This window comes from Mycobacterium sp. NGS17 (genome assembly GCF_059813205.1).
The window spans coordinates 20,939-44,893 of sequence record NZ_JCALED010000006.1; the positions used below are offsets into that span (position 1 = coordinate 20,939).

Annotated in this window: 19 protein-coding genes and 1 tRNA gene; 13 read left to right on the top strand and 7 right to left on the bottom strand. The window is 65.1% G+C overall.

Features of this window, described 5'->3' with window-relative positions:
• Window positions 1-3: 3 nt before the first annotated feature.
• The gene (locus AC5Y7E_RS14430; protein ID WP_499949537.1) at window positions 4-810 is read right to left on the bottom strand and encodes an enoyl-CoA hydratase/isomerase family protein; all 807 of its coding nucleotides are present in this window, start codon (window positions 808-810) and stop codon (window positions 4-6) included.
• 73 nt (window positions 811-883) lie between these two features.
• Between AC5Y7E_RS14430 and AC5Y7E_RS14435 the strand changes: the two genes are divergently transcribed.
• Window positions 884-1,801 carry an SAM-dependent methyltransferase gene (locus AC5Y7E_RS14435; RefSeq protein WP_499949539.1) on the top strand — a complete coding sequence of 306 codons (918 nt, stop codon included), beginning with the start codon at window positions 884-886 and terminating at the stop codon, window positions 1,799-1,801.
• An 11-nt stretch (window positions 1,802-1,812) separates the two neighbouring features.
• Here the strand turns inward: AC5Y7E_RS14435 and AC5Y7E_RS14440 are convergent, their stop codons facing one another.
• Together AC5Y7E_RS14440 and AC5Y7E_RS14445 are read right to left on the bottom strand one after the other, a co-directional pair.
• Window positions 1,813-3,753, bottom strand: a complete 1,941-nt coding sequence (locus tag AC5Y7E_RS14440) for a fumarylacetoacetate hydrolase family protein (RefSeq protein WP_499949540.1) — start codon at window positions 3,751-3,753, stop codon at window positions 1,813-1,815.
• On the bottom strand, window positions 3,750-6,005 hold the full coding sequence (locus AC5Y7E_RS14445; RefSeq protein ID WP_499949541.1) for an ATP-dependent DNA ligase: 2,256 nt from the start codon (window positions 6,003-6,005) through the stop codon (window positions 3,750-3,752). Before AC5Y7E_RS14445 ends, AC5Y7E_RS14440 begins: the two co-directional genes overlap by 4 nt.
• A 128-nt stretch (window positions 6,006-6,133) precedes the next feature.
• Here AC5Y7E_RS14445 and AC5Y7E_RS14450 point away from each other — a divergent pair, with 128 nt between their 5' ends.
• The 5 genes from AC5Y7E_RS14450 to ku all read left to right on the top strand — a co-directional run bounded on the left by AC5Y7E_RS14450 (window position 6,134) and on the right by ku (window position 11,859).
• Window positions 6,134-7,660 carry a mannitol dehydrogenase family protein gene (locus AC5Y7E_RS14450; protein ID WP_499949543.1) on the top strand — a complete coding sequence of 509 codons (1,527 nt, stop codon included), beginning with the start codon at window positions 6,134-6,136 and terminating at the stop codon, window positions 7,658-7,660.
• Entirely contained in the window at window positions 7,657-8,505 is an 849-nt protein-coding gene (locus AC5Y7E_RS14455) for an HAD family hydrolase (RefSeq protein ID WP_499949544.1), read from the top strand. Before AC5Y7E_RS14450 ends, AC5Y7E_RS14455 begins: the two co-directional genes overlap by 4 nt.
• A gap of 34 nt (window positions 8,506-8,539) precedes the next feature.
• A complete protein-coding gene (locus AC5Y7E_RS14460) occupies window positions 8,540-9,952 on the top strand; it encodes a mannitol dehydrogenase family protein (protein WP_499949545.1) in 1,413 nt (470 codons plus the stop codon).
• Window positions 9,949-10,857 carry a carbohydrate kinase family protein gene (locus AC5Y7E_RS14465; protein WP_499949546.1) on the top strand — a complete coding sequence of 303 codons (909 nt, stop codon included), beginning with the start codon at window positions 9,949-9,951 and terminating at the stop codon, window positions 10,855-10,857. The genes AC5Y7E_RS14460 and AC5Y7E_RS14465 overlap by 4 nt, the downstream gene beginning before the upstream one ends.
• Window positions 10,858-10,953: 96 nt before the next feature.
• Entirely contained in the window at window positions 10,954-11,859 is a 906-nt protein-coding gene (gene ku / locus AC5Y7E_RS14470; protein WP_499949548.1) for a non-homologous end joining protein Ku, read from the top strand.
• 5 nt (window positions 11,860-11,864) lie between these two features.
• Here ku and pstA read toward each other — a convergent pair whose 3' ends face one another.
• From pstA to pstS, 3 genes are read right to left on the bottom strand one after another with little or no spacing between them, the layout of a single operon-like run.
• A complete protein-coding gene (pstA, locus tag AC5Y7E_RS14475; RefSeq protein ID WP_499918508.1) occupies window positions 11,865-12,767 on the bottom strand; it encodes a phosphate ABC transporter permease PstA in 903 nt (300 codons plus the stop codon).
• Window positions 12,768-12,789: 22 nt separating this feature from the next.
• A complete protein-coding gene (pstC, locus tag AC5Y7E_RS14480; protein ID WP_499919013.1) occupies window positions 12,790-13,764 on the bottom strand; it encodes a phosphate ABC transporter permease subunit PstC in 975 nt (324 codons plus the stop codon).
• Between the two features lie 30 nt (window positions 13,765-13,794).
• Window positions 13,795-14,907 (bottom strand): phosphate ABC transporter substrate-binding protein PstS, encoded by a 1,113-nt coding sequence (pstS, locus tag AC5Y7E_RS14485; RefSeq protein ID WP_499949549.1) that lies wholly within the window; start codon window positions 14,905-14,907, stop codon window positions 13,795-13,797.
• Window positions 14,908-15,300: 393 nt separating this feature from the next.
• On the opposite strand from pstS, the gene AC5Y7E_RS14490 reads away from it, so the two are divergent.
• The 6 genes from AC5Y7E_RS14490 (at window position 15,301) to AC5Y7E_RS14515 (ending at window position 20,541) form a co-directional block, all read left to right on the top strand.
• Window positions 15,301-16,092 (top strand): SDR family oxidoreductase, encoded by a 792-nt coding sequence (locus AC5Y7E_RS14490; RefSeq protein ID WP_499918510.1) that lies wholly within the window; start codon window positions 15,301-15,303, stop codon window positions 16,090-16,092.
• Window positions 16,093-16,107: 15 nt separating this feature from the next.
• Window positions 16,108-17,184: an NAD(P)H-dependent amine dehydrogenase family protein gene (locus AC5Y7E_RS14495; protein WP_499949550.1), complete on the top strand. Its 1,077-nt coding sequence runs from the start codon at window positions 16,108-16,110 to the stop codon at window positions 17,182-17,184.
• 74 nt (window positions 17,185-17,258) lie between these two features.
• Window positions 17,259-18,509: an Nramp family divalent metal transporter gene (locus tag AC5Y7E_RS14500; protein ID WP_499918512.1), complete on the top strand. Its 1,251-nt coding sequence runs from the start codon at window positions 17,259-17,261 to the stop codon at window positions 18,507-18,509.
• Entirely contained in the window at window positions 18,510-19,586 is a 1,077-nt protein-coding gene (locus AC5Y7E_RS14505; RefSeq protein WP_499949551.1) for a poly-gamma-glutamate hydrolase family protein, read from the top strand.
• Between the two features lie 7 nt (window positions 19,587-19,593).
• Window positions 19,594-20,418: an LLM class F420-dependent oxidoreductase gene (locus AC5Y7E_RS14510; RefSeq protein ID WP_499949552.1), complete on the top strand. Its 825-nt coding sequence runs from the start codon at window positions 19,594-19,596 to the stop codon at window positions 20,416-20,418.
• Between the two features lie 47 nt (window positions 20,419-20,465).
• Window positions 20,466-20,541: transfer RNA gene (locus AC5Y7E_RS14515), tRNA-Arg, on the top strand.
• 259 nt (window positions 20,542-20,800) lie between these two features.
• Here AC5Y7E_RS14515 and AC5Y7E_RS14520 read toward each other — a convergent pair.
• On the bottom strand, window positions 20,801-22,633 hold the full coding sequence (locus AC5Y7E_RS14520; RefSeq protein ID WP_499949553.1) for a hypothetical protein: 1,833 nt from the start codon (window positions 22,631-22,633) through the stop codon (window positions 20,801-20,803).
• Between the two features lie 256 nt (window positions 22,634-22,889).
• On the opposite strand from AC5Y7E_RS14520, the gene AC5Y7E_RS14525 reads away from it, so the two are divergent.
• Window positions 22,890-23,795 (top strand): restriction endonuclease, encoded by a 906-nt coding sequence (locus AC5Y7E_RS14525; protein ID WP_499949555.1) that lies wholly within the window; start codon window positions 22,890-22,892, stop codon window positions 23,793-23,795.
• Window positions 23,796-23,955 lie beyond the last annotated feature (160 nt).

Genomic DNA, 23,955 nt, shown 5'->3' on the forward strand with positions numbered 1-23,955 from the left:
CTCTCACAGCACATCCCATTTCGGTGCGCGTTTTTCCCGGTGCGCCATGGCCGCCTCCACCGGGTTGTTCGTGAAGCCGCTCAGGATCTGGGTGCGGTTCTCGATCTCGATGGCGTGGCGCAGGCTGGGGGCGTCCAGGGCGGCGTTGAGGCCAATCTTGGTCTGCCACACGCCATATGCGTTGTTCTCGGCGATCGAGCGCGCCAGCTTGACCGCGGCCGGCATCAGATCATCGGGGGCGACGACCTCGTGCACCAGCTTGATCCGATAGGCCTCGGCCGCGTCGATGATGCGACCGGTGAGCATGAGTTCGCGCGCCACCCCGGCGCCGACGATCTTGGGCAGCAGGTAGCTGGTGCCCATGTCCATCGACGAGAAGCCCGCCTTGATGAACACCGAACCGAATCGGGCCTGCTCGGAGGCGACGCGGATATCGCAGACCAACGCGAACGCCAGGCCACCCCCTACGGCGACACCGTTGACCGCGCCGATCACCGGAACGTCCATCTCGTAGATCCGGGTGTACAGGTTGGCCAACCGAACCTGGGCGTCGTAATTGACCTTGAACGCCGGGGTGGTCGGCTTGTTCTTCGTCCACGCCTGACCGGTGCCGCTCAAATCCGCGCCGGCGCAGAACCCGCGCCCGGCCCCGGTCAGGATCGCCACCCGGTACTCGCCTTGGTCCAGCACATCCAGGGCCTCGTGGACGCCGTCGATCAACGACCCATCGATGGCGTTGAGGCGCTCCGGCCGGTTGAAGGTGATGCAGGCGATCTCGTCTTCGAGAGGTTCCAGTGTCACTGCGGGCATAGGGGAACCGTAGGGGACGACGCAATTCACCCAGGAGGCATACCGTGGTTGCGACCGCATCGAAGGAGAAGCCATGGCACGAACCGAAGGCGATACCTGGGACCTGGCCAACAGCGTGGGCGCCACCGCCACCATGGTGGCCGCGGCCCGCGCGGCGGCCACCAGACGCCCACAACCGGTGATCACCGACGAGTTCGCCGAGCCGCTGGTGCGCGCCGTCGGGCTGGACGTGTTCACCAAGCTGGCGACCGGCGAACTCGATTCAGACGAGCTCGAGAACGGCGTCAAATTTTCGCGGATGGTAGACACATTCGCCGCCCGGGCCCGGTTTTACGACGACTACTTCGCCGCAGCCGGTCAGGCCGGCCTGCGCCAGGTGGTGATCGTGGCATCGGGTCTGGATTCGCGGGCCTACCGGCTGCGTTGGCCGGCCGGCACGACGGTGTACGAGATCGACCAGCCGGAGGTGATCGCGTTCAAGACGGCGACGCTGGCCGAGATCGGCGCCGCCCCGACCGCCGAACTCCGCACGGTGGGTATCGATCTGCGTGAGGACTGGCCGGCGGCTTTGCAGGCGGCGGGCTTTGACCCGGCGCAGGCGACGGCGTGGCTGGCCGAAGGAGTGTTGATCGGGTTCCTTCCGCCCGAGGCCGAAGTTCGGTTGCTGGACTCCATCATTCCGCTGTCCAGTGAGGGCAGCCGGTTCGCCGCCGACTTCGGGACCGTCGCCCCGGCGACCCCGGAGGGGCGCGAACAGTCCCGGCTCGCGACCGAGGGGTGGCGACGGCAGGGGCTCGATCTGGACATCGCCGGTTTGGCCTACCCGGGCGAGCACACCGACGTCGCCGCGCACCTGGCGGCAAACGGATGGGATGCCAGCACATTTCGGCTCGCCGACCTGTTTTCCGCCGCGGGGCTACCGCAACTGGGGCCCGTCGAGCACCAGGTTCCCGCCGCCACGATCAGCTTCGTCAGGGCGGTGCGGCCCTAGCCGCCGAGTGATCACGCGGATCGTTTGGCCAGCCATTCGGCCTGCATCACCAGCAGGGCCATGACCTCCAATTGCGGTGTCTGCGGGTCTAGTTCGCGGTATCGCTGGTAGACGTTGACGACCACCCGCTCGGCGTCCAGCCAGGTCGCGTACTCGCCGAGGTCGATGGTGTCGGCGGCCTCGGCCCACGACAGCCCCCGGCGGTATGCCGCCTCGGCCTGTTCGGCCACGTGCACGAGGTAGCCACGCACCGCGCGGATTCCGTCGGGATCGGTTACCGGGCCGTGTCCGGGGACCACGGTCGGCGCGTCCAGCGCGATCATCGCGTCGCACGCCGCGACCCAGTTGCCGATGGGTCCCGCCCACACGATGGGCGTGCAGCCGATGAACAGCAGGTCGCCGCCGAACAGGACGCCCGCATCGGGCACGTGCACCACCGAATCGGCGGCGGTGTGCGCGGGACCCAGGTTCAGCACGTCGACCCGTCGCCCGCCGACGTCGACGCGCAGGCTGCGCTCGAAGGTCTGGTCGGCGTTGCGCAACGTGATGTTGCTGAAGTCGAAGTGCCCGAAGCGCTCTCGCGTGTACGGGGTGGCCACCGGCCCGAGGTTGGCGGTTTGCGCCATGGCCAGCATCTCGGGCGCCATCCCGTGCTCGATCTCCTCGGCGGTGCCCTGCGCCGCGATGATGCGCACCGAGGCGTCCAGCAGTTGGTTGCCGTGGGTGTGGTCGCCGTTGGAATGGGTGATCACAGCGTCGGTGATGGGCGCCGACCCGGTGATGGACCGCATCGCGGTGAGCATTTCGCGCGTCAATGCCAAATCGAAGAGGGTGTCCACCAACAAGGATGCGCCCTCGCCGGCGATCAGTCCGGCGTTGCTCCACCCGTAGCCACCATCCGGCAACGTCCACGCCCACACGCGGTCGGCGACCCGATGCAGCCCGCGGGTGTACGGCACCTTCGCCGGCGCGCGGTTGACCCGCCGCGCGGCGGGTGCGGCGTCCGGATTGGGTCGGGCGGCCAACGCGTGTGGCGCGCTGCTGGCGCGGACGGTTTGCCGGGTCTCCCCCAGCCCCTCGACGCGCAGCGTGACGATGTCGCCGTCGTGCAGCCAGCCGGGAAACGATTCCAGCGCAGCGGGATTGAGGTGTTCGACCAGTGTGCAGGTGGGCACCGTCCCTGAGCCGATGACGTCGCCGGGATTGAGGGTGACGCCGCGCGAGGCGTAGGAGATGACTTCGCCGAAGGTCCAGTCCATCTGGGCGGTGGACCCCGAGCCGATGACGTTGTCGTTGACCAATGCGGTGACCTGGAGGTCGAGTTTGGCGCCGTGGCGGTACGGCTCGAGCTCGTCGGGGGTCACGAGGTAGGGGCCCAACGTCACCCCGCTGTCCTTGCCCTTGCCCTGTCCGATGCCCAGCTGGCTTTCCATCTGCTGCAGGTCGCGCGCGGACCAGTCGTTGAAGATGGTGTAGCCGATGATCGCCTGTTCGGCCTGCTCGACGGTGAGATCCTTGCCGCCCGTTCCGATCACCGCGGCGATCTCCAACTCGAAGTCCTGCCAAGCGCTTCCGGGTGCCGTCGGCGCGTCGTCGTACGGCCCCAAAACTGTTGTCGGACAGGCGAAGTAGAACGCGGGGATGCGATACCAGGTGTCGGCGAGCAGGCGCCCGGCACCCAGCGCGGCTTGGCAGTTGCGCATGTGGTCGAGGAAGCACAGGGAATCCCGGATCGTAGGCGGACGCGGAATGGGCGCCCGCAGTCGAGCATCGGCGAGACGCACCGTGGCCGACGGGGAGCGCCGCGCCTCCTCCCCGGCCTCTCGCAATCCCTCGGAGCCGCGCGCGATCAGGTCGAGCAGCGTCGTTCCCGGCGGCATCGCATAGATGGTGTCGCCGGAGACGACCCCGACGCGCTCGCCGTCATCACCTTGGTAGGTAACCCATTTCACTCCCGCACCACCTCACTCGCTTCCTTGTCCGGCCGCAGCCCCCGCCAACTCGATTGACGCAGCCGGTTGTCCGGGGTCCACTCGCTGTAGCGCACCTCCCCGACCAGGATCGGCTCCACATACGTCACGCCCCGGGCTTCGCTGCGGGGCAGCGGTGGGTGAAACGGGGATTGACCGGTGTGCAGCGGCGCCAGCGTCTTTTTCAGGTTGGCCAGGTCGCGTTCGGTGAACCCGGTGCCGACGCGTCCCGCGAAATGCAGGCCGTCGGCGGTGGGGATGCCCAGCAGCAGTGAGCCGATGCCGCTGGTGCGTCCGCCCTCCCCCGCCTTCCAGCCGCCGATCACGACCTCCTGCGTGTTCCAGTGCTTGTCCTTGATCCACGACGACGAGCGCCGGCCGGGCTGGTAGGTGGAGTCGCGCCGCTTGGCGATCACCCCCTCCCAGCCGCGCTTGCCCGAGTCTTCCAGCGCTTGCGCGCCATCTCCGGGCAGCAACTCTGGAACGACGAGATTGGTTGCGGTGCTGAGCATTTCCAGCACCTTTCGCCGGTCCCGGTAGCTGGCCCGCAGCAGCGAGCGCCCGTCGAGGTACAACACGTCGAACGCCCAGAATTCGACGCGCGAGCCTCGGCCCCGGTTCTGCATCTCGTGGAAGTTGGGCACCCCCGAAGAATCCAGGACCACTGCCTCACCGTCGAGGATCACATGGTGCTCGGCGAGATCGTCTGCCAGCCAATGCAGTTCGCGATATTCACCAGTCACTTCGCGACCGCGCCGAGACCGCACCCGGATGGCGCCGTGGTCGGCCTCGATCAAAAGCCGGTAGCCATCCCATTTGCCCTCGAACGCCCATTGTCCTGCCTTGAGCGCCGTCACGGAACCGTGGGTGGCCAGCATGGGGGCGATCGTGTCGAACTCAAAGACGTTCTGGTCCTTCATCCGGTGCGCCAGCCATTGGTTCCCGTTGGTCTGAATCAGGGCATAGCGTCCGGAGATCTTGGTGCCGCGCAGATTGACGATGACTTCGTCGTCAAGGAACTTCTCGGCCTCATAGGTTCCGGAGTCCCAGATGATCACCTTCCCCGCGCCATACTCGCCCTTGGGGATGATGCCCTCGAACCCGCCGTATTCCAGCGGATGGTCCTCGGTGTGGACCGCCAGGTGGTTCACCGAGGTGGTTTCGGGCAGGTTCTTCGGTACCGCCCACGACAGCAGCACGCCGTCTCGTTCCAGCCGGAAGTCGTAGTGTAGCCGGCGGGCGTGGTGTTCCTGGATGACAAAGCTATTCCCCTGCCCTATAACGGGTTTCGACGCCGGCACCGGCTCGGGCGTTTTCGATGCGTCGCGCATGCTGCGGTACTTGCTCAGTCGGTCCGGCACCGGTGCGTCCTCGTCCAGCGGTGCCAGCAGATCGCCGTCGCGGGCGACCCGGTCCAGCACTTCGTCGTAACGCAATTGGCGCAGCGACGGGTCGTCGAGTTCCTCCCAGGTGCGCGGCGCCGCGACGGTGGGTTGCTCACGTCCCCGCAGCGAGTACGGCGCGATGGTCGTCTTGGCGCCGTTGTTCTGACTCCAGTCCAAAAAGATCTTGCCGGCCCGCAGGCTCTTGGTCATGGTCGACGTCACCAGCGTGGGCATCGTCTTTTCCAGTTGTTGCGCAACGCGTTTGGCCAACACCGTCGCGCCCTTGCTGCTCACCGGCTCCTGCAACGGCGTGTAGAGGTGCAGGCCCTTGCTGCCGCTGGTGAGCGGATAAGTGGTCAGCCCGATACCGGCGATCAGTTCGCGGACGGCGCGCGCCACCTCCGCCAACTGGGCCATCGTGACGCCTTCGCCGGGATCGAGGTCGAACACCAGCCGGGTCGCCGGGCCCGGTTTCAGTTCTTCGGCCCGGCTGCGGGTCCACTCGGCGACGAAGCGCCACTGCGGCACGTGGACCTCCAGCGCGGCTTGCTGGGCGATCCAGGCCAGGCCGTCGACGGTGTCGATGATCGGATACGTCGTCGTTCCGGATCGGTGGGTCACGCTGGCGCGCGGCATCCAGTCGGGCGCCGACGCCGCCAGTTGTTTCTCGAAGAACGATTCTTCGTCGACGCCGTTGGGCCAGCGCTTGCGCGTTGCCGGACGCCCGGCGACGTGCGGGATCATCACCTCGGCAATCCGCGTGTAGTAGTCGAAGATGTCGCTCTTGGTGGTTCCGGTGGCGGGATAGAGCACCTTGTCGGCGTTGGTCAGTTTCACCCGCGGTGCCATGTTGTCAACCTACGCGTTTCGCGCGTGTTAACCGCTTTGACCACCGCTAATCGCGCAACCGTCGGTTTGTTTTGTGACATGACCCACGAGCGGGTATACCTCCGGACGGTTCGGGGCACAGGAACACGATGTTCGATCTGATCCCCTCCCCTTGGCGTCCAAAAAACGGCGTCCCATTGAGCGACGCGACACTACGGCTGCACTCGCAACGAGTCGACGTTCCGACGTACGACCGGTCGGCCCTCGGTCGAGGAGTCGTCCACATCGGTGCGGGCAACTTTCACCGCGCCCACCAGGCCGTCTACTTCGACGACCTGGCCCGCAAGGGCATTTCGGGACGCTGGGGAGTCACCAGCGTCAGTCTCCACTCCCCCGACCTCAAACACCTGCTTTCGGCCCAGGACGGGCTGTACACCGTCGTACAGCGCGGCCACGACCGCCAAACCGCCCGCGTCGTCGGCTCGATCGGCTCCGTTCATTACGCGCCGAACGACGGCGCGGCGGTCCGTAGCGCCCTGGCCGATCCGCAAACCCGCATCGTCAGCCTGACCATCACCGACAACGGATACTTCCTGAATCCGGTCACCGACGAATTCGACGCCGACCACCCCGACGTGCGCGCCGACCTCGTCGCCTCCGGCAGCTACGCCACCGCGTGGGGATACCTGGCCGAAGCTCTCGACCGGCGCCGTCGCGCGGGCGTCGCGCCGTTCACCGTGCTCTGCTGCGACAACGTTCCCGGCGACACGCAGCCGGCGAGAACCGCGCTGGTGTCGTTCGCCGCCTTGAAGGATCCCGGGCTTGCCCGCTGGATCGAGACGCACGTCGCGTTTCCGTCGACCATGGTCGATCGCATCACCCCCCAAACCACCAGATCTGAGCGCACATTCGTCGAGCAGACATTCGGCGTCGCGGACAAATGGCCGGTGGTGACCGAGCCACACAGCCAATGGGTGATCGAGGATTCGTTCAGCAACGGACGGCCGCCGCTCGACGAGGTCGGTGCCGAATTCGTCGCCGATGTCAGCGACCACAAGTTGATCAAAACCCGTCTTCTCAACGGAACCCATATCGCGCTCGCGTGCCTGGCCATCCTGGCCGGCTACCAGCGCACCGACGAAGCGATGCGCGATCGCGTCATCTTCGACTACGTCGACAAGCTGCTGCGCGACGAGATTCAGCCGCTGCTGCCCGCGGTGCCCGGCATGAACACTCCCGAGTACCGGGGCACGTTGCTGGATCGGCTCAGCAATTCCCGGATGAGTGACCAGCTGACGCGGTTGGCCCGGCGCGGAACCAGCAAGATCGCGACGTTCGTGCTGCCCTCGCTGCGGGAGGCGATCGCGCAGGGCAGGCCGCACACATTGCTGATGGTGGCCGTCGCGGGATGGGCCCGTTACATGCGGGGCCACGACCTCGACGGGCGAAAGCTCCGCCTGGAAGACTCGCAGGCGATTCCGGTCGCTAGGTTGGCCAATATGGCCCGCAGCAATCCAGATCCGCTGCTCAGACACGAGATGTTCGCCGAGGTACGCGCGGTTCCCGGTTTTGCCGAGCGGCTGGGCGCGATGATTTCCGATATCGACGAGCGCGGCGTGGTGCCCACACTGCGGGATGCGATGCGCAACGACGAGTGGGAGTTGGTGTCGCGATGACTGGGCTGACCTTTGTGCGCACCTTCGACGCGGCGCCGATCACGACCTTGCTGTGCGATGCCGATGACAACCTGTTCGGGTCCGAGAGGCCGGCGTTCGACGCCTCGACCGAGGTGACCAACCGTTTTTTGGCCAGGTTCGGCGTGACCGCCCCGCTCAGCTGCGAGGAGCTCCGCAAGCGGGCCGTCGGGAAGAATTTCCGTAACACGGCGCTGGACCTGGCGGTGCAGTGCGAAGTGCCGCTCGACGAGACGTTGGCCCGGGGCCGTCCCGCAGCACGGGTCGCCTCGGCCGGCGACCTCGCCGGCGGCAACGCGTTGTCCGCCGACGAGCTCGAGCAGTGGGTGCGCGAGGAGCGTGAGCGGGTCACCGCCCATCTGGCTGGCACCCTGACCCCTGATCCGGAGGTGCTGGAGCCGTTGCGCAGCCTCGCGAACCGGTACGCGCTCGCGGCCGTGAGCTCGAGCGCCACCGGGCGGCTGCGGGCCTGCTTCGCCGCCACCGGCCTCGACTCGTTGATATCGGAGGCGGTGACTTTCAGCGCGGAGGATTCGCTTCCGGTGCCGACCAGCAAACCCGACCCGGCGGTGTACGTGCATGCCGGGCAGGTACTGGGCGTCGCACCGGAACAGGGGCTGGCCATCGAAGACTCCGTGGCCGGCGTGACATCCGCGGTGGCGGCCGGCTACCCCACCATCGGCAACCTGATGTTCGTGCCACCTGACGAACGGGATTGCCGCCGTGCGGAATTGGTCGATGCGGGTGCAGTCGCGATCACCGATTCATGGCGCGCGATCGCGGATGTGCTGCTGTTGTCTGCGGCTGAAGGTTCCCGGGCCGGGTGACGATCCGGGCGTTGAGGCGGGGAGGAGTGGGCCAATGGAGGCCAACGGAATCGACCTGAACAATGCGGCGCTCGCGACGATGCCGATCGATGCGCCCAACTACGACCGCAGCAGGGTGACCGTCGGGATCGCGCACATCGGGGCCGGTCATTTCCACCGCGCGCATCAGGCCGCCTACATCAACCTGTTGCTGCAGCAGGGCCTGGCGCACGAGTGGGGCATCTGCGGTGTGGGTGTCATGCCCGCCGACTGGACGATGCGCGACGTCCTTGACGGTCAGGACGGGCTCTACACGCTGATCCTGGAAAATCCCGACGGTAGCCGCGACGCCCAGGTGATCGGCTCGATCATCGACTATCGTTACGCGCCCGATGATCCCGAGTCGGCGCTGGACGTGCTGGCGGCACCGACCACCCGAATCATCTCGCTGACCATCACCGAGGGCGGCTATCGCGACCCGGACGGCCCCGCGTTCGCGTTGATCGTCGAGGCGTTGGACCGGCGTCGCCGGCGCGGGATCGCCGCGCCGACGATCGCCTCCTGTGACAACATCGAGAACAACGGTGAGGTCGCCAGGCGTGCCGTGCTCGCAGGCGCCGAACGCCGGGATCCCGAGTTGGCCGAGTGGGTGGCAGAGCACGCCCGGTTTCCGAGTTCGATGGTCGACCGCATCACGCCCGCAACGACTTTGGCGATGGCCGCGGAAGTGCGACGCGACTTCGGCGTCAACGACCGGTGGCCGGTCGTGGCCGAGCCGTTCACCGCCTGGGTGATCGAGGACTCCTTCGCCGACGGCCGCCCGCCGCTGGAGCAAGCGGGCGTTCTGCTGGTCGACGATGTGCGCCCGTACGAGCTGATGAAGCTGCGACTGCTCAACGCCGGGCATCAGTGCCTTGCCTACTTCGCCCACCTCTGCGGGTTCAAGTTCGTTCACGAGGCCGCAAGCGATCCGTTGTTCGCCGAATTCCTGCTTGCCTACTTCGAATCGGAGGCCATTCCGACGCTCCCGCAGGTGCCGGGAATCAACCTGCATGAGTACGGCCGCACGCTCGTCGAGCGGTTTGCCAACCCGGCCGTGCGGGACACCGTCGCGCGGCTGTGCGCCTACTCGTCGGACCGCATCCCGAAATTTCTGTATCCCGTCATCTGCGACAACCTGGCCCACGGCGGGCCGGTCCGGCTGGCGGCAGCGGTGGTGGCGAGCTGGGCCCGCTACGCCGAGGGTGTCGACGAGTGGGGCAACCCGTACGAGGTGCTGGATCAGCTGGCGGACTCGCTCATCCCGATCGCCAGGTCGCAGCACGAGAATCCCACCGCGTTCATTGAGATCACCGCGGTGTTCTGCGACCTGGCCCATCAGCCACGCTTCGTCGAGTCGTACCTGTGGGCGCTGGATTCGTTGCACAGCAAGGGGGCTCGCGCGACGCTGGATGCCTTGGTGCGATGACCCGCGGGCTGGTGATCGGCGAGTCGCTGATCGATATCGTCGACAGCGACGAGCATGTCGGCGGCAGCCCGCTCAATGTTGCCGTCGGGCTTGGCCGACTGGGTCGCGGAATCGACTTCCTGACGTCGATCGCCGACGATGCCTATGGCCGGCACATCAGCGAGTATGTCGAAGCCGCAGGGGTGCAACTCGTTTCGGAAAGCCGGGCGGCCCAGCGCACGGCGACCGCGCGGTCGACCATCGCCGAAGACGGGTCCGCCGAGTACGTGTTCGATCTGGACTGGCGACTCTCCGGAACGCCGCCGGTCGCACCGCCGCTATTCGTCCACACCGGATCGATTGCCGCCGTGCAGGATCCGGGCTGCCTCGCGGTCGCGGCGCTGATCGACGCCTATCGCGTCTCGGCCACGGTCACCTTCGATCCCAACGTGCGGCCGTCGCTGATCGCCGACCGGGGGCTGGCCGTCGCGCGCATCGAGCACCTCGTCGAACGCAGCGACGTGGTGAAGGTCAGCGAGGAAGACCTGCGCTGGATCGACCCCACGCGGCCCCCCGAGCAGATCGCGCAAACGTGGCTGCGGCTGGGCCCGGCCATCGTGGCGATCACGATGGCCGACCGGGGCGCGGTGGCATTCTGCGCGGCGGGCGCCGCCCGGGTACCGACGCGGGCGCAGCGCGTGGTCGACACCGTCGGCGCCGGCGACGCCTTCATGGCCGGTCTGCTCGACGCGCTCTGGGAATCGGGGTCGTTGGGCGGCGACCGGCGCACCGAATTGCGCGAAATCAGCGTGGACGCGCTGACGATCGCGGTGGAAGCGGCGAGCCTGTGCGCGGCGCTCACCGTCGCTCGCGCGGGAGCCGACCTGCCGGATCGGGCCGCGCTGGATGCGGCTTCGCGTCGTTAGCCACGCACCTCGATCGCCGGAGTCCGACGTGGACAATCCCCGGTCGTAGCCTCGTCGTGCTGTTTTGCCACCGGCCCTCCGGGCATACTGACTTGCATGCGCTCGATCTGGAAGGGTTCCATCGCGTTCGGGCTGGTGAACGTCCCCGTCAAGGTGTACAGCGCCACCCAGGACCACGACATCAAATTCCACCAGGTACACGCCAAGGACAACGGCCGTATCCGGTACCAACGCGTGTGCGAGGTGGACGGCGAAGTCGTCGAATACCGTGACATCGCGCGGGCCTACGAGTCCGACGACGGTCAGATGGTGATCATCACCGACGACGACATCGCCACCCTGCCCGAGGAACGCAGCCGCGAGATCGAAGTGCTGGAGTTCGTGCCGGCCAGCGAGGTGGATCCGATGCTGTTCGACCGCAGCTACTTCCTGGAGCCGGACTCCAAGTCGTCGAAATCCTATGTGCTGCTTGCCAAGACCCTGGCCGAGGCCGATCGGATGGCGATCGTCCACTTCACGCTGCGCAACAAGACCCGGCTGGCCGCGTTGCGCGTCAAGGACTTCGGCAAGCGCGACGTGATGGTGATCCACACCTTGTTGTGGCCCGACGAGATCCGCGACCCCGACTTCCCCATCCTGGACAAGAAGGTCGAGATCAAGCCGGCCGAGCTCAAGATGGCCGGCCAGGTGGTGGAGTCGATGGCCGAGGACTTCAATCCCGATCGCTATCACGACACCTATCAGGAGCAGCTGCAAGAGTTGGTCGACGCCAAACTCGAAGGCGGAGAAGCGTTTACCACCGAGGAGCAGCCGAAGGAGCTGGACGAGACCGAGGACGTATCAGACCTGCTCGCCAAGCTGGAGGCCAGCGTGAAGGCGCGTTCCGGCAACGGCAAGGCGCCCGCGAAGAAGGCCGCGGCGAAAAAGGCCCCCGCGAAAAAGACGGCCGCCAAGAAAGCGCCGGCCAAAAAAGCGGCCAAAAAGGCGGCGTCGAAGTCCTGACCGGGTCAGCGTCTGCGGGTTGCCACGAAACGGGTCAGCGCCGCAACGATGTTGATGACGGCGACCATGATGATCAGCGTCAGCGCCGCGCCCCAGATCCGCAGGAATCCGGCGTGTTCGGGATTGGTGAGCTCGGTGTAGATCAGCAGCGGCAGAGACGCCATGTTGCCGTGGAAGATGTCGAGATTGATCGATCGGCTGTAGCCGACCAGCACCAGCACCGGCGCGGTTTCACCGATCACCCGCGCGATGGACAACAAAATGCCGGACACGATGCCGGGCATCGCGATCGGAAAGACGATCCGCACGATGGTCTTCCATTTCGACACACCGAGCGCGTAGCTGGCCTCACGCAGTTCGTCGGGCACCAGCCGCAGCATCTCCTCGGCGGAGCGCACCACCACCGGCAACATCAGCAGGACCAGGGCCAGCGATACCGCGAACGAACTCTGCTGAAAGCCCAAGGTGGCGATCCACAGGCTGAAGATGAACAGCGCCGCCACGATCGAGGGCACTCCGGCGAGGACGTCGACCATGAACGTCGTCAGCCGCACCAAGCGGCCGGATCCGTATTCCACCAGGAAGACCGCGGTCATCAGGCCCAACGGCACGGCCATGGCCGCCGCCACCCCGGCTTGTACCAGCGTGCCGTAGAGCGCGTGGTAGACGCCACCGGCGAACTGCTCCGGCAGCACCCCGTGCAGCGAGTGGGTCCACCACCCCGACCGGGTGACGGCGTACCAGCCTCGTTCGACCACGATCCACAACACCCAGATCAGCGGCACCAGCGCAACGCAGAACGAAGCGAGGAAGAAGATCGTCGCCGTGCTGTTGGTGATCCGGCGCCGGAAGCTCAGCGGCCTGAACACCTCCACCTTGACCGGTCGGTCCAACGCTTCGACGGTCACGGGCGCCGCTCCACGTTGCGGTTCATCCGTTGACCTTGCCGCCGGCGATCGCACGGGCGAGCGCGTTGACCACGAACGTCAAGACGAACAGCGCGAATCCCGCCGAGATGTATGCCCCCGTGGGCAGCGGCGCGCTGAACTCCGCGGCCGCCGACGCGATCTTCGAGGCGAACGTGTAGCCGCCGTCGAACAGCGACCAACTACCCGCGCGGGCGGCCGAACGCAAGATGATCAGCACCGCCACGGTCTCGCCCAGCGCGCGGCCCAGCCCCAGCATCGAGGCCGCGATCACACCGCTGCGCCCGAACGGCAGCACGGTCATCCGCACCACCTCCCATTTGGTGGCGCCGAGTGCCTGCGCCGCCTCCATCTGGATGTGCGGGGTCTGCCGAAACACCTCCCGCGAGACGGACGTGATGATCGGCAGGATCATTACCGACAGCACGACGCCGGCGGTGAAGATGGTGCCGCCACCGGCCAACGAGACATTGCCCTGCTTGAACAGGAACAGCCAACCAAGGTGACGGTTGAGAAACGCGGCCACCGGCTCGATCTGGGGGGCGAGCACGAAGATCCCCCACAGCCCGAAGATGATCGACGGCACCGCGGCCAGCAGGTCCACCACCGCGCCGAAGGGCCGCGCCAGCCGCCGTGGCGCGTACTGGGTGAGGAACACCGCGATACCGACCGCGACGGGAACGGCCAGCACCAGCGCGCTGACCGAACTGAGCACCGTGACCATCAGCAGGTCACGGATGCCGAAGGCGAGCCTGTTCGGGTCGCTGGTGCTGAATTTGGCGCTGGTGAAGAAGTTCGCGTGGTTGACGCGCAACGATGGGACCGCACGCAGCAACAGGAATACCGCGATCAACAGGATGGCGACCACGATCGTCGAACCGGCAGCGGCGGCCGTCAACTTGAACAGTCGATCAGCCCGCCGCCCCACGTGTTCACTCAGCGTTGTCAGCGCCGGTTTCTCCGTGGTCGACGAGCTGATTGCGGTTCCTCGTGTCACGACCACTTCAGGTTATGTGATGGCGTTGATGGAAGCAGACAACCTCGACTTGAACGCGTCTGGGATGGGGATGTAGCCGTTGTCGGCCAGGCCGTTCTGCCCCGCGCCGATGGTGCTTTGCAGGAACGCCTTGACCGCCGTGCCGACCTGCGCGTCGGGATACTTCGAGCAGACGATCTCGTAGGTGGCCAGCACGATCGGGTAGGAACCGGCCTGGGTCGGCTTATAAAAGGACAGCGTGTCCAGCACAAGGTCGTTGCCCTGGCCGGCGATCTTGGCTCCAGCAATCGTCTTACCCACCGAGTCGGCGCTGATCGACACCGCGTCCGGCCCGGCCGGGGTGATGATCTTGGCCATGTTCAGTTTCTGCGCCTGAGCAAACGACCATTCGTTGTAGGTGATCGACCCCTCGGTCGCCTTGATCGCAGCCGAGGTGCCGTCGTTGCCCTTTGCTCCCTCGCCGACACCGCCCTTGAACGTCTTGCCAGCCCCCTTGCCCCACGCGCCGTTGGCGGCGGCATCGAGGTACTTCTGGAAATTGTCGGTGGTGCCGGATTCGTCGTTGCGGAAGACGACGTGAATCGGCTCGGCGGGCAGCGTGACACCCGGGTTGAGCGCTCCGATGGCGGGATCATTCCATGTACCGATCGCGCCGTTGAAGATCTTGGCGGCGGTGGCGCCGTCCAGGCTCAGCGAATTGAGGCCCGTGACGTTGTAGGTGATGGCGATCGGGCCGAACACCACCGGGAGATTCAACGCCGGCGACCCGCAACGTTGTTGGGCCGCGGCGTATTCACTGGCGGCCAGCGGTGAATCCGAACCACCGAAATCCGTTTGCTTGCCGTTGAATTCGCTGATTCCCGCGCCCGAACCGTTGGCGGTGTAGTTCAGCGTCTGGCCGGGACAGGCCTGCTCGAACGCGTTGACGAACCGGGTCATCGCGTTGGCCTGAGCCGTCGAGCCGCTGGCCTTGAGGGCCTTCGTCCCGCCGCAGCTCCCGCTGCCCGACGAGGAGCCGCTCGTTGCGTGCGCGCCGGTCCCGTTGTTATCGCTTCCGCATGCCGACAACGCCAGCGCGCCAGCGCTCAGCACACTCAGCACGGCGCCAAATCGGTTGAGTTTCAATTCGCTTCCTTACGGTTGGGATGAAACGGGACCGCCGCCGGTCGGTAGCCAGTGCGCCCGACCAGCCCGGCTCGCAGCCACGAAGCTAACAGTAACAAGGTGAACGTTGAGCAAATTGATCGGCGATCACCGCTTAACGCGATGGCACCGGGTGGCGCCGTGGGTGGACGCAAGCTGAACCCTGTTTCTCCGTCCGCCGACAGCAAAGCGCGTTGGCTGGCTTTGCGACGCCGCGAACCGGTCGTCCAGCACGGGATTCCCGCGCGCATGCCTGCGCTGCGGGCCGGCCCACCACGTCCTTATGGGAAAGTAGAACGTGTTCCAGAAATGCCCGATCCGAGACGGCGCGGCTTGCTACGGTGTCGGCTGACACCGAAAAAAGAGAGGCCGCCAATGATCCTTGACAGGTTCCGTCTCGACGACAAAGTCGCCGTCATCACCGGTGCAGGCCGCGGCCTCGGGGCGGCGATTGCGCTGGCCTTCGCCGAGGCCGGCGCGGATGTGCTGATCGCCTCGCGCACGGAGTCACAACTAGAAGCCGTCGCAGAACAGGTCGGAGCCGTCGGACGGCGGGCCCACGTCGTGGCGGCCGACCTGGCGCATCCCGAGTCCACCGCCGAGCTGGCCGGCAAGGCCGTCGAGGCATTCGGGAAACTAGACATCGTCGTCAACAACGTCGGCGGGACGATGCCCAACACGCTGCTGACCACCTCGACGAAGGACCTCAAAGAGGCTTTCACCTTCAACGTCGCCACGGCCCACGCGCTGACGCTGGCCGCGGTCCCGTTGATGCTGGAGCACTCCGACGGCGGCAGCATCATCAACATCACCTCGACCATGGGCAGGCTGGCCGGGCGCGGATTCGCCGCCTACGGCACCGCCAAAGCCGCGCTGTCGCATTACACTCGGCTGACCGCCCTGGACCTGTGCCCACGCATCCGTGTCAACGCGATCGCGCCGGGGTCGATCCTGACCTCCGCCCTGGACGTGGTTGCCTCCAACGACGAGCTGCGGGCGCCGATGGAGAAGGCCACTCCCATGCGGCGCCTCGGCGATCCCGTCGACATTGCCGCTGCCGCAGTCTATTTGGCGTCCCCCGCCGGCAGCTTCCTGACCGGCAAGACGCTCGAGGTCGACGGTGGTCTCACCTTCCCCAACCTCGACATACCCGTCCCGGACCTGTGACCTAAGGAGCCAGTCATGCCCATCCCCGTCGTCCAATTGGGCACCGGCAACGTCGGTATCCACGCTCTGCGGGCGCTCATCACCAATCCCGAGTTCGACTTGAAAGGCGTCTGGGTGTCCTCGGACGCCAAGGCCGGCAAGGACGCGGCCGAGCTTGCGGGGCTTAGCGATTCGACAGGAGTGCTCGCCAGCACCGACCTGGATGCCGTGCTGGCCACCGGGCCACAATGCGCCGTGTACAACGCCCTGGCCGACAACCGGCTGCCCGAGGCGCTCGAGGACTACCGGCGCGTCTTGGCGGCGGGGATCAACATCGTCGGCAGCGGCCCGGTGTTCTTGCAGTATCCGTGGCAGGTCATCCCCGAGGAACTCATCAAGCCCTTGGAAGAGGCAGCGCGCGAAGGGAATTCGAGCCTCTACGTCAACGGTATCGATCCCGGCTTCGCCAACGATCTGTTGCCACTTGCCCTGGCGGGCACCTGCCAGAGCATTCAGCAGATTCGATGCATGGAGATCGTCGACTACGCCACGTACGACAGCGCCGCGGTCATGTTCGACGTCATGGGGTTCGGCAAGCCGCTGGACGAGGTTCCCATGCTGCTGCAACCCGGCGTGCTCAGCCTGGCGTGGGGGTCGGTGATCCGCCAAATGGCTGCGGGCCTGGGCATTTCGCTCGACGCGGTCACCCAAGACCACGTTCGCATACCAGCCCCCGAGGACTTCGACATCGCCTCGGGTCATATCGCCAAGGGCACCGCCGCGGCGCTGCGCTTCGAGGTGTTCGGCATGGTCGACGGCAATCCCGTCGTCGTCCTGGAACACGTCACCCGGCTGCGCGAGGACCTGTGCCCCGACTGGCCCCAGCCGGCCCAAGAGGGCGGTTCCTACCGCATCGAGATCACCGGCGAACCGTCGTATGCCATGGATGTCTGCCTGAGCAGCCGTAAGGGCGATCACAATCACGCCGGCCTGGTGGCCACCGCGATGCGCGTAGTCAACGCGATCCCGGCAGTAGTCGCCGCGCGGCCGGGCATCGTGACGACCCTGGACCTGCCGCTGGTCACCGGGAAGGGGCTTTACCGCCCCAGCTGAGGCACGAGGGCCGGAAACGCCGGAGCCGCCGACGGTCGCGTTGCGATGTTCGGTTAACCTCACTTTATTATTTGGTGGAGGGAATCGAGGTCGGCACGTTGGGGCAGCGCACCCAGGGCTCGCTGAAGGGCAACTGGTATCTGCTCGGGCCCGCGTTCGTCGCCGCGATCGCCTACGTCGACCCGGGCAACGTCGCCGCCAACGTCAGCGCCGGCTCGCAGTATGGCTACCTGCTGCTGTGGGTCATCGTGGCAGCCAATGTGCTGGCGGGCCTTGTGCAGTACCTGTCGGCGAAGCTGGGGCTGGTCACCGGACGCTCGCTGCCCGGCACGATCGGTAAACGGATGGGCCGCCCGGCGCGGTTGATCTATTGGGCCCAGGCCGAACTCGTGGCCGTCGCTACCGATGCGGCCGAGGTGGTCGGCGGGGCCATCGCCCTGCACATCCTCTTCGATTTGCCGCTGTTGGCCGGCGGGCTGATCACCGGTCTCGTCGCCTTGCTGCTGCTGGGGATTCAGGACCGGCGCGGACAGATCATCTTCGAACGGGTCATCACCGGCCTGTTGCTCGTCATCGCGATCGGTTTCGCGGCGAGCTTCTTCGTCAAGACGGCGCCGCCGGAGGAGATGCTCGGCGGACTGGTACCCAGATTCCAGGGCACCGAAAGCGTGCTGCTGGCGGCGGCCATCCTGGGCGCCACCGTGATGCCGCACGCGGTCTACATGCATTCGGGCCTCGTGCTGGACCGGCACGGGCATCCCGGCGAGGGGTCGCATCGGCGCCTGCTGTTGCGCATCACCCGCTGGGATGTCGTGCTGGCGATGACGGTGGCCGGCACGGTGAACGCCGCGATGCTGCTGATCGCCGCGGTCAACCTGCAGCACCGCGACCTCAGCGCCTCCATCGAGGGCGCCTATGCGGCGATTCACCACACGCTTGGCCCGACCATCGCGGTGCTGTTCGCGGTCGGCTTGCTCGCGTCGGGTCTGGCGTCGTCGTCGGTGGGCGCCTATGCCGGCGCCATGATCATGCAGGGCTTGCTGCGCCGGTCGATTCCCATGATCGTGCGCCGGGTGATCACCCTGGTGCCAGCCCTGGTGATCCTGGCGGTCGGCTTCGACCCCACCCGCGCATTGGTGCTGTCGCAGGTGGTGTTGTCGTTCGGAATCCCTTTTGCGGTGCTGCCTTTGATCAAGCTGACCAGCGACCGCGAGTTGATGGGCGGCGACGTCAATCACCGCATCACGACGATTGTCGGCTGGGCCGTCGGCGTATTGATTAGTCTGCTCAACGTGGTGCTCATCTGGCTGACGGTGACGGGCTGAATGCCGGCGCTCGGGCACCTCTACTTCGCATACGGGTCGAACCTATGCGTCCGGCAGATGGCGCAACGGTGTCCCGACGCAGCGCGGCCGCGACCGGCAGTGCTTGCCGATCACGACTGGCTGATCAACCAGCGCGGCGTGGCCACCGTGGAACCGCTCGCCGGTAACGAGGTGCACGGGGTGGTTTGGCAGATCTCCGACGGTGACTTGGCGACGTTGGACAGCGCCGAGGGTGTGCCGGTGCGCTACCGGCGCGACGAGATGACCGTCCACACCGACGACGGGCCCGCGTCGGCCTGGGTCTACATCGATCACCGGGTGACGCCGGGCCCGCCCCGCCCGGGTTACCTGCCCAAAATCATCGATGGCGCCACCCAGCACGGGCTGCCGCAGCGTTGGGTCGACTTCTTGCGCCGCTGGGATCCCGCCGGATGGCCCGGTCCGAGATCGTCCTCTGCGTCCGGGCCTGGGCCACAGTCACTTTCGGCACTGCTGCGCGAACCTGGGGTGACCGAGATCAGCCGATTGCGTTCGCGTTTCGGCTTTTTCGCGATCCACGGCGGCGGGCTGGAGGAGATGACCGACGTCATCGCCGAGCGCGCCGCCGAAGCCGCCGGCGCATCGGTCTATGCGGTGCGCCATCCGGATCGCTACCCGCACCACCTGCCGTCGGCGCTGTTCGATCCGGCCGAGTCGCCACGGCTCGCCGAGTTCCTCGACCATGTCGACGTCGCGGTGTCGCTGCACGGGTATGGCCGCGACGGTCGGAGCACCCAACTGCTGGCCGGCGGTCGCAATCGGGCATTGGCCGCCCACCTGAACCGGCACATCCAGCTGACCGGTTACCAGGTGATCACCAACCTCGACGACATCCCGCCGGAGCTGCGGGGCTTGCACCCGCGCAACCCGGTGAACCGGGTGCGTGGCGGCGGAACGCAACTGGAGCTCTCGGCGCGGGTCAGGGGGATCAGCCCGCGCAGTCCGCTGCCGGGCGACGACGGTTTGTCGTCGGTCACCAGCGCCCTGACCCAGGGGCTGGCCGCGGCCGCCCGCAGTTGGTCGATGTCGGATCGTTGAACGGAGATTGTTGGTGGCCAAAGACTTTCGCTTCGGAATGAGCATGCGGTTCTTCAAGTCGCGCGAGGCGCTGCTCGACAAAGCCAAGCGCGCCGAGGATGCCGGCTTCGACATTCTTTGTGTGCCCGACCATTTGGGTGCCGCGGCACCGTTCCCGACGCTGACCGCGGTCGCGATGGTCACCACGACGCTACGGCTGAGCATGTACGTGCTGAACTCCGCGTTCTACAAGCCGGCCCTGCTCAGCCGCGACATGCAGGCCCTGGATCTGCTCAGCGATGGCCGCCTGGAGATCGGGCTGGGCACCGGTTATGTGCGAGAAGAGTTCGAGGCCGCGGAGATTCCCTATCCCAGCGCCGGCGCCCGGGTCGACTACCTCGAGCACATGACGAAGTACCTGAAAGAACACCACCCGTCGACCCCACTCATCATCGCCGGCAACGGTGATCGGGTGTTGACCATCGCCGCCCGCAACGCCGATATCATCGGGCTGACCGGCTCCAAGGTGCGCGACGTCGAGGATCCGTTCGCCGAACGCGTCGAGTTCGTCCGCAACGCCGCGAGAGAACGGTTCGACTCCCTGGAGCTGAACCTGGCGATCACGGCGATGCCACGCGACGGCGAGACCGAGCCCGACCTCAAGCTGACCCGCACTTACGCGCCCAACCTGTCCGACGAGGAGATCCTGTCCCAGCCCTCGGTGCTCAGCGGTTCGCCGCGGGAGATCGCCGACACGTTGCTCGCATACCGCGAAAAATACGGCGTGTCGTCCTTCACCGTGCAGGACAACAACATCGGCAACTTCTCCAAGGTGATCGCCGAACTGCGCTGACCGCCGGGGCGATTGCCGCCGGCCTGCCGGTAAGCTCAGGCCGGTCCGCCCCCGTAGCTCAGGGGATAGAGCACGGCTCTCCTAAAGCCGGTGTCGCAGGTTCGAATCCTGCCGGGGGCACCACCATAAATACCTGTTCAGAGGCTATTTTTCGCCGTCTGCTGGGATCGGCTCGTGCGATCTCCGTGTGATCTTCTGTAGCGCCTGCCAGCAGTTACCGGCGCATCCACTCAGGTAAGGACGGTCAGTCAGCATGTTTGCCGCCGCCCGTCAGCAGCGCCTGGCACGGCGCGAACAAAGCCGCAATCTTGTCGCGCTTGGGCCTCGGTCAGCGGTGGCCAGGCTCAGCCGGTAAAGCTGCCTCGGCTGCCTCGGCCAATAGTCAACCACGACGCCAAATAACGGCGTGACCACCATGATCTGTCTGAGCAGTACCAACGATAGTGCCCGCATTATTGATGGCTTTGGGATTTGTCTGGTGTCCCCTTACGAAAGGCAGCAAAAACTCCCCGCCCGTCGCCAATCTGAGCCACGGATAGAACAGGCCGTCTCGCATTACGATCCCGACAACATCCCGCGCATCATTAATGCCCGTAGGCGACCATCCATCGCCCGTTCCCAGTTCTTGCCACGCACCACCAGGCTCACAAATCACCGCAACGTGTGCCGCGCCGGATTTCGAAACACCTAGGACCAGTCCATCGCTAGTTACGGCAACGGGCTGCACGCTTACAGTATCGCCTCCGACGAAATACCAACTACCATTTTCGAAGTTCCAGAGAATCGACCGAACGTTCCCAGGTCCGAAATTGGCGTGCACTAGCACTTGTCCTTGGTTGTCGATGCCGACTGGACGAGTTCCCCATTGCTGTGGAGGTTCCAGAAACACCACGGGCGGGAACGACTCCCGAAATACCGCCGGGCGGCTATTTTGACCCTCTTGAGAGATAGAACCCGCAACTACCCCGTCGGCATTGATTGCGTTTGCAGTACTTCTAGTGCCTCCAATTTGTGCGACATCAGCGCCATAAAGCCGAAACTGGAGAATCAAATCATTCGCATAGAGAGCCGCTTGTTCGCCAATTATGCCGTGCGGCATGGCCGCTATCTGATCGTTTTCATTTATGGCCCAAGCGTCTCCAAAGAAATTGAGTCTTGAGAGTTGACCATCTCGCATTAGCCAGGGGATTACTCTCGCTGTGGCAACGGCCTCCTCACGGCCTGTTCCAGTCACGTGGCCAAGCTGGTTAATATCGTGGGCCCACTCCGGCTGGAAATCGATACCAGTGATCTCATGTATCTCGTAGCCACCCGATGAATCAGTGTTGACGACCGGGAAGCTACACGCTGTGCGCGGCAGACCAGCAGGGCCCGGCGCATTTGTGGAGACGAAAGTCGCGTTATCCATTCGCGCGTTCGACATATCTAACCCTATTTTAGCCATCGCCTCCGCAATAAATTTGTTTTGATATACGCCACAAAGGACAATGGGAATCTGCTTGGCCCCGGCGCCCCGCACTTCACTCAACGCCAATCGCCCGTAACCGTCAAAGCGAAATGATATGACTCCGCAATCTGGGCTTACCGGGTTGACTTCCGTTCTGCTCGCGAGCCAATTCGATGCTTCGGTATTCATTTCTTGCATTTGGCGTCGTATGCGCTCGCCATCTTCGGGGTTCATTATGGCCAGTTTCCGCAGAACTCGCTTTTGCATTACGGGTACAGCCTTCTTTTGTCCGGTCACGATGACAGCGGCGCCTGCCCAGGTCTGAAATTCGCGCGACGTTATAGTCAGATAGTCATCAACTGTTGCGCGTTCTTCGCCGTAGCAATTTTCGAAGTTAGATATCACAAATACGCGGATTGAGTTGTCCTCAAATCCAGCTAATGTAAAGGTGTGTTTGCCGGAATATTCATTCGCATTCCGCGCCTCACTGAGTAAACCTCCCCCCTCGCTTTGCAGGACGGCAGCCACTTCCCACATTGTTCGGTCTTGTCTATCATCCAGCCAGTTCGCGATGAGTTCTGAAACGTGGTCGCCTCGCCAAAAGCCAAGCCCTGTATACGTCACGAAGCCCGTCCAGGAAGGGTATTGAAGGACCACTATCTTCGCCGAGTCGTCTCGACTGAACGATTTGTCCTTCACTCCCCTAATAGCGAAATCGGCTGACTGGTAGATGGCGAAAGGCGTCACGAGAGTGATGTTGAGCGTCAAGGTGGGTTCCCATCGGTGCGGGCTGCGTTGCCGTCTCCAAGATGATGGCAGGCAGAGCGCACGGAAACGCCCTGGCTTTGGGCTCGTCAAGCGGAGCGCATCGGGCCTGCCCGCCCCTGGCGCCGCCTGCAATGTGCCGTCGTCAAAAGCCTGTGGTTGGTCGAGGTCACGGTATTGCCGACTTGGCTCTTTTGTATTTCGTCCTCCCTTGACGCTTGTCGGGCCGGTTCGTTAACGAGAGCTATCACCGCTTGGCATGCTTGTACCCATGACTGTGGAGGTACCTCCGTATCAGTTCTTCCTCTGGCCTGCTCTTCAGGCGGTGATCGCCCTCGGAGGTTCCGCGTCCATCGCGGAACTTGAGGCCGCCATCGTCGAACGCGAAAACATCTCGCCAGAGGTCCAAGGCGTGCTTCACGGGGACGGCCCGATGACCGAGGTGCAGTACCGGCTCGCGTGGGCGCGGACGTACCTCAAGGGCATGGGGCTGTTGACGAACAGCCAGCGCGGAGTTTGGTCGGTTACCGAGAATGGGCAGACGGTGACCGAGGCTGAAATCCCAACGTTGCGGTCCGAATACATCGCGTCCCGCGCAGCCATCCGCAGGTCGGGTCCGAAGAAGCAAGCGAAGAAGGGGTCACAATCCCTCCTAGACAACGAGATCGACCAGGCCGAGACTGAGGCCGAGCAAGCTTGGAAGGACGAACTTCTCGACACTTTGCTCGGCATGTCACCGCACGCGTTCGAGCGACTGGCACAACGGCTCCTCAGAGAAGCTGGCGTACGGAGTCCCGTTGTTACGGGCCGAAGCGGCGACGGCGGCATCGACGGGCGTGGCGTATATCAGATTTCGCTTCTCAGTTTCCCGGTCTTCTTCCAATGCAAGCGATACAAGGGAAGTGTCGGAGCGTCCGCGGTAAGGGACTTCCGAGGGGCGATGGCCGGTCGCGGTGAGAAGGGTCTTCTGATCACGACTGGATCATTCACAAGCGATGCCAACGCCGAATCCCGCCGAGATGGCGCACCACCGATAGACCTCATCGACGGCGACCGCCTGTGCGACCTACTCAAGGAGTACGCGATTGGTGTTACCACGACTCCGAGGACTGTCGAGGATGTTGCAATTCAAGCCGAGTACTTCAAATCGCTAGAGCCAAAGTGACTCGACGCGATGAGACGAAAGCAGGTCTACAAGATCACCTACCCTAACGGCAAGATTTACGTCGGTATGGATGTGACCGGCGCAATCTCCTACTTCGGAAGTCCCAGCGCCAAAGCACGGATTCTTGCCGACCTGGAGGACCATCGCCTAGACCTCACCG

Bases quoted from the DNA above. Each gene is read 5' to 3' on its own strand.
- AC5Y7E_RS14430 (WP_499949537.1), bottom strand. From the start codon at position 810: ATGCCCGCAGTGACACTGGAACCTCTCGAAGACGAGATCGCCTGCATC.
- AC5Y7E_RS14435 (WP_499949539.1), top strand. From the start codon at position 884: ATGGCACGAACCGAAGGCGATACCTGGGACCTGGCCAACAGCGTGGGC.
- AC5Y7E_RS14445 (WP_499949541.1), bottom strand. From the start codon at position 6,005: ATGGCACCGCGGGTGAAACTGACCAACGCCGACAAGGTGCTCTATCCC.
- AC5Y7E_RS14450 (WP_499949543.1), top strand. From the start codon at position 6,134: ATGTTCGATCTGATCCCCTCCCCTTGGCGTCCAAAAAACGGCGTCCCA.
- AC5Y7E_RS14455 (WP_499949544.1), top strand. From the start codon at position 7,657: ATGACTGGGCTGACCTTTGTGCGCACCTTCGACGCGGCGCCGATCACG.
- AC5Y7E_RS14460 (WP_499949545.1), top strand. From the start codon at position 8,540: ATGGAGGCCAACGGAATCGACCTGAACAATGCGGCGCTCGCGACGATG.
- AC5Y7E_RS14465 (WP_499949546.1), top strand. From the start codon at position 9,949: ATGACCCGCGGGCTGGTGATCGGCGAGTCGCTGATCGATATCGTCGAC.
- ku (WP_499949548.1), top strand. From the start codon at position 10,954: ATGCGCTCGATCTGGAAGGGTTCCATCGCGTTCGGGCTGGTGAACGTC.
- AC5Y7E_RS14490 (WP_499918510.1), top strand. From the start codon at position 15,301: ATGATCCTTGACAGGTTCCGTCTCGACGACAAAGTCGCCGTCATCACC.
- AC5Y7E_RS14495 (WP_499949550.1), top strand. From the start codon at position 16,108: ATGCCCATCCCCGTCGTCCAATTGGGCACCGGCAACGTCGGTATCCAC.
- AC5Y7E_RS14505 (WP_499949551.1), top strand. From the start codon at position 18,510: ATGCCGGCGCTCGGGCACCTCTACTTCGCATACGGGTCGAACCTATGC.
- AC5Y7E_RS14525 (WP_499949555.1), top strand. From the start codon at position 22,890: ATGCTTGTACCCATGACTGTGGAGGTACCTCCGTATCAGTTCTTCCTC.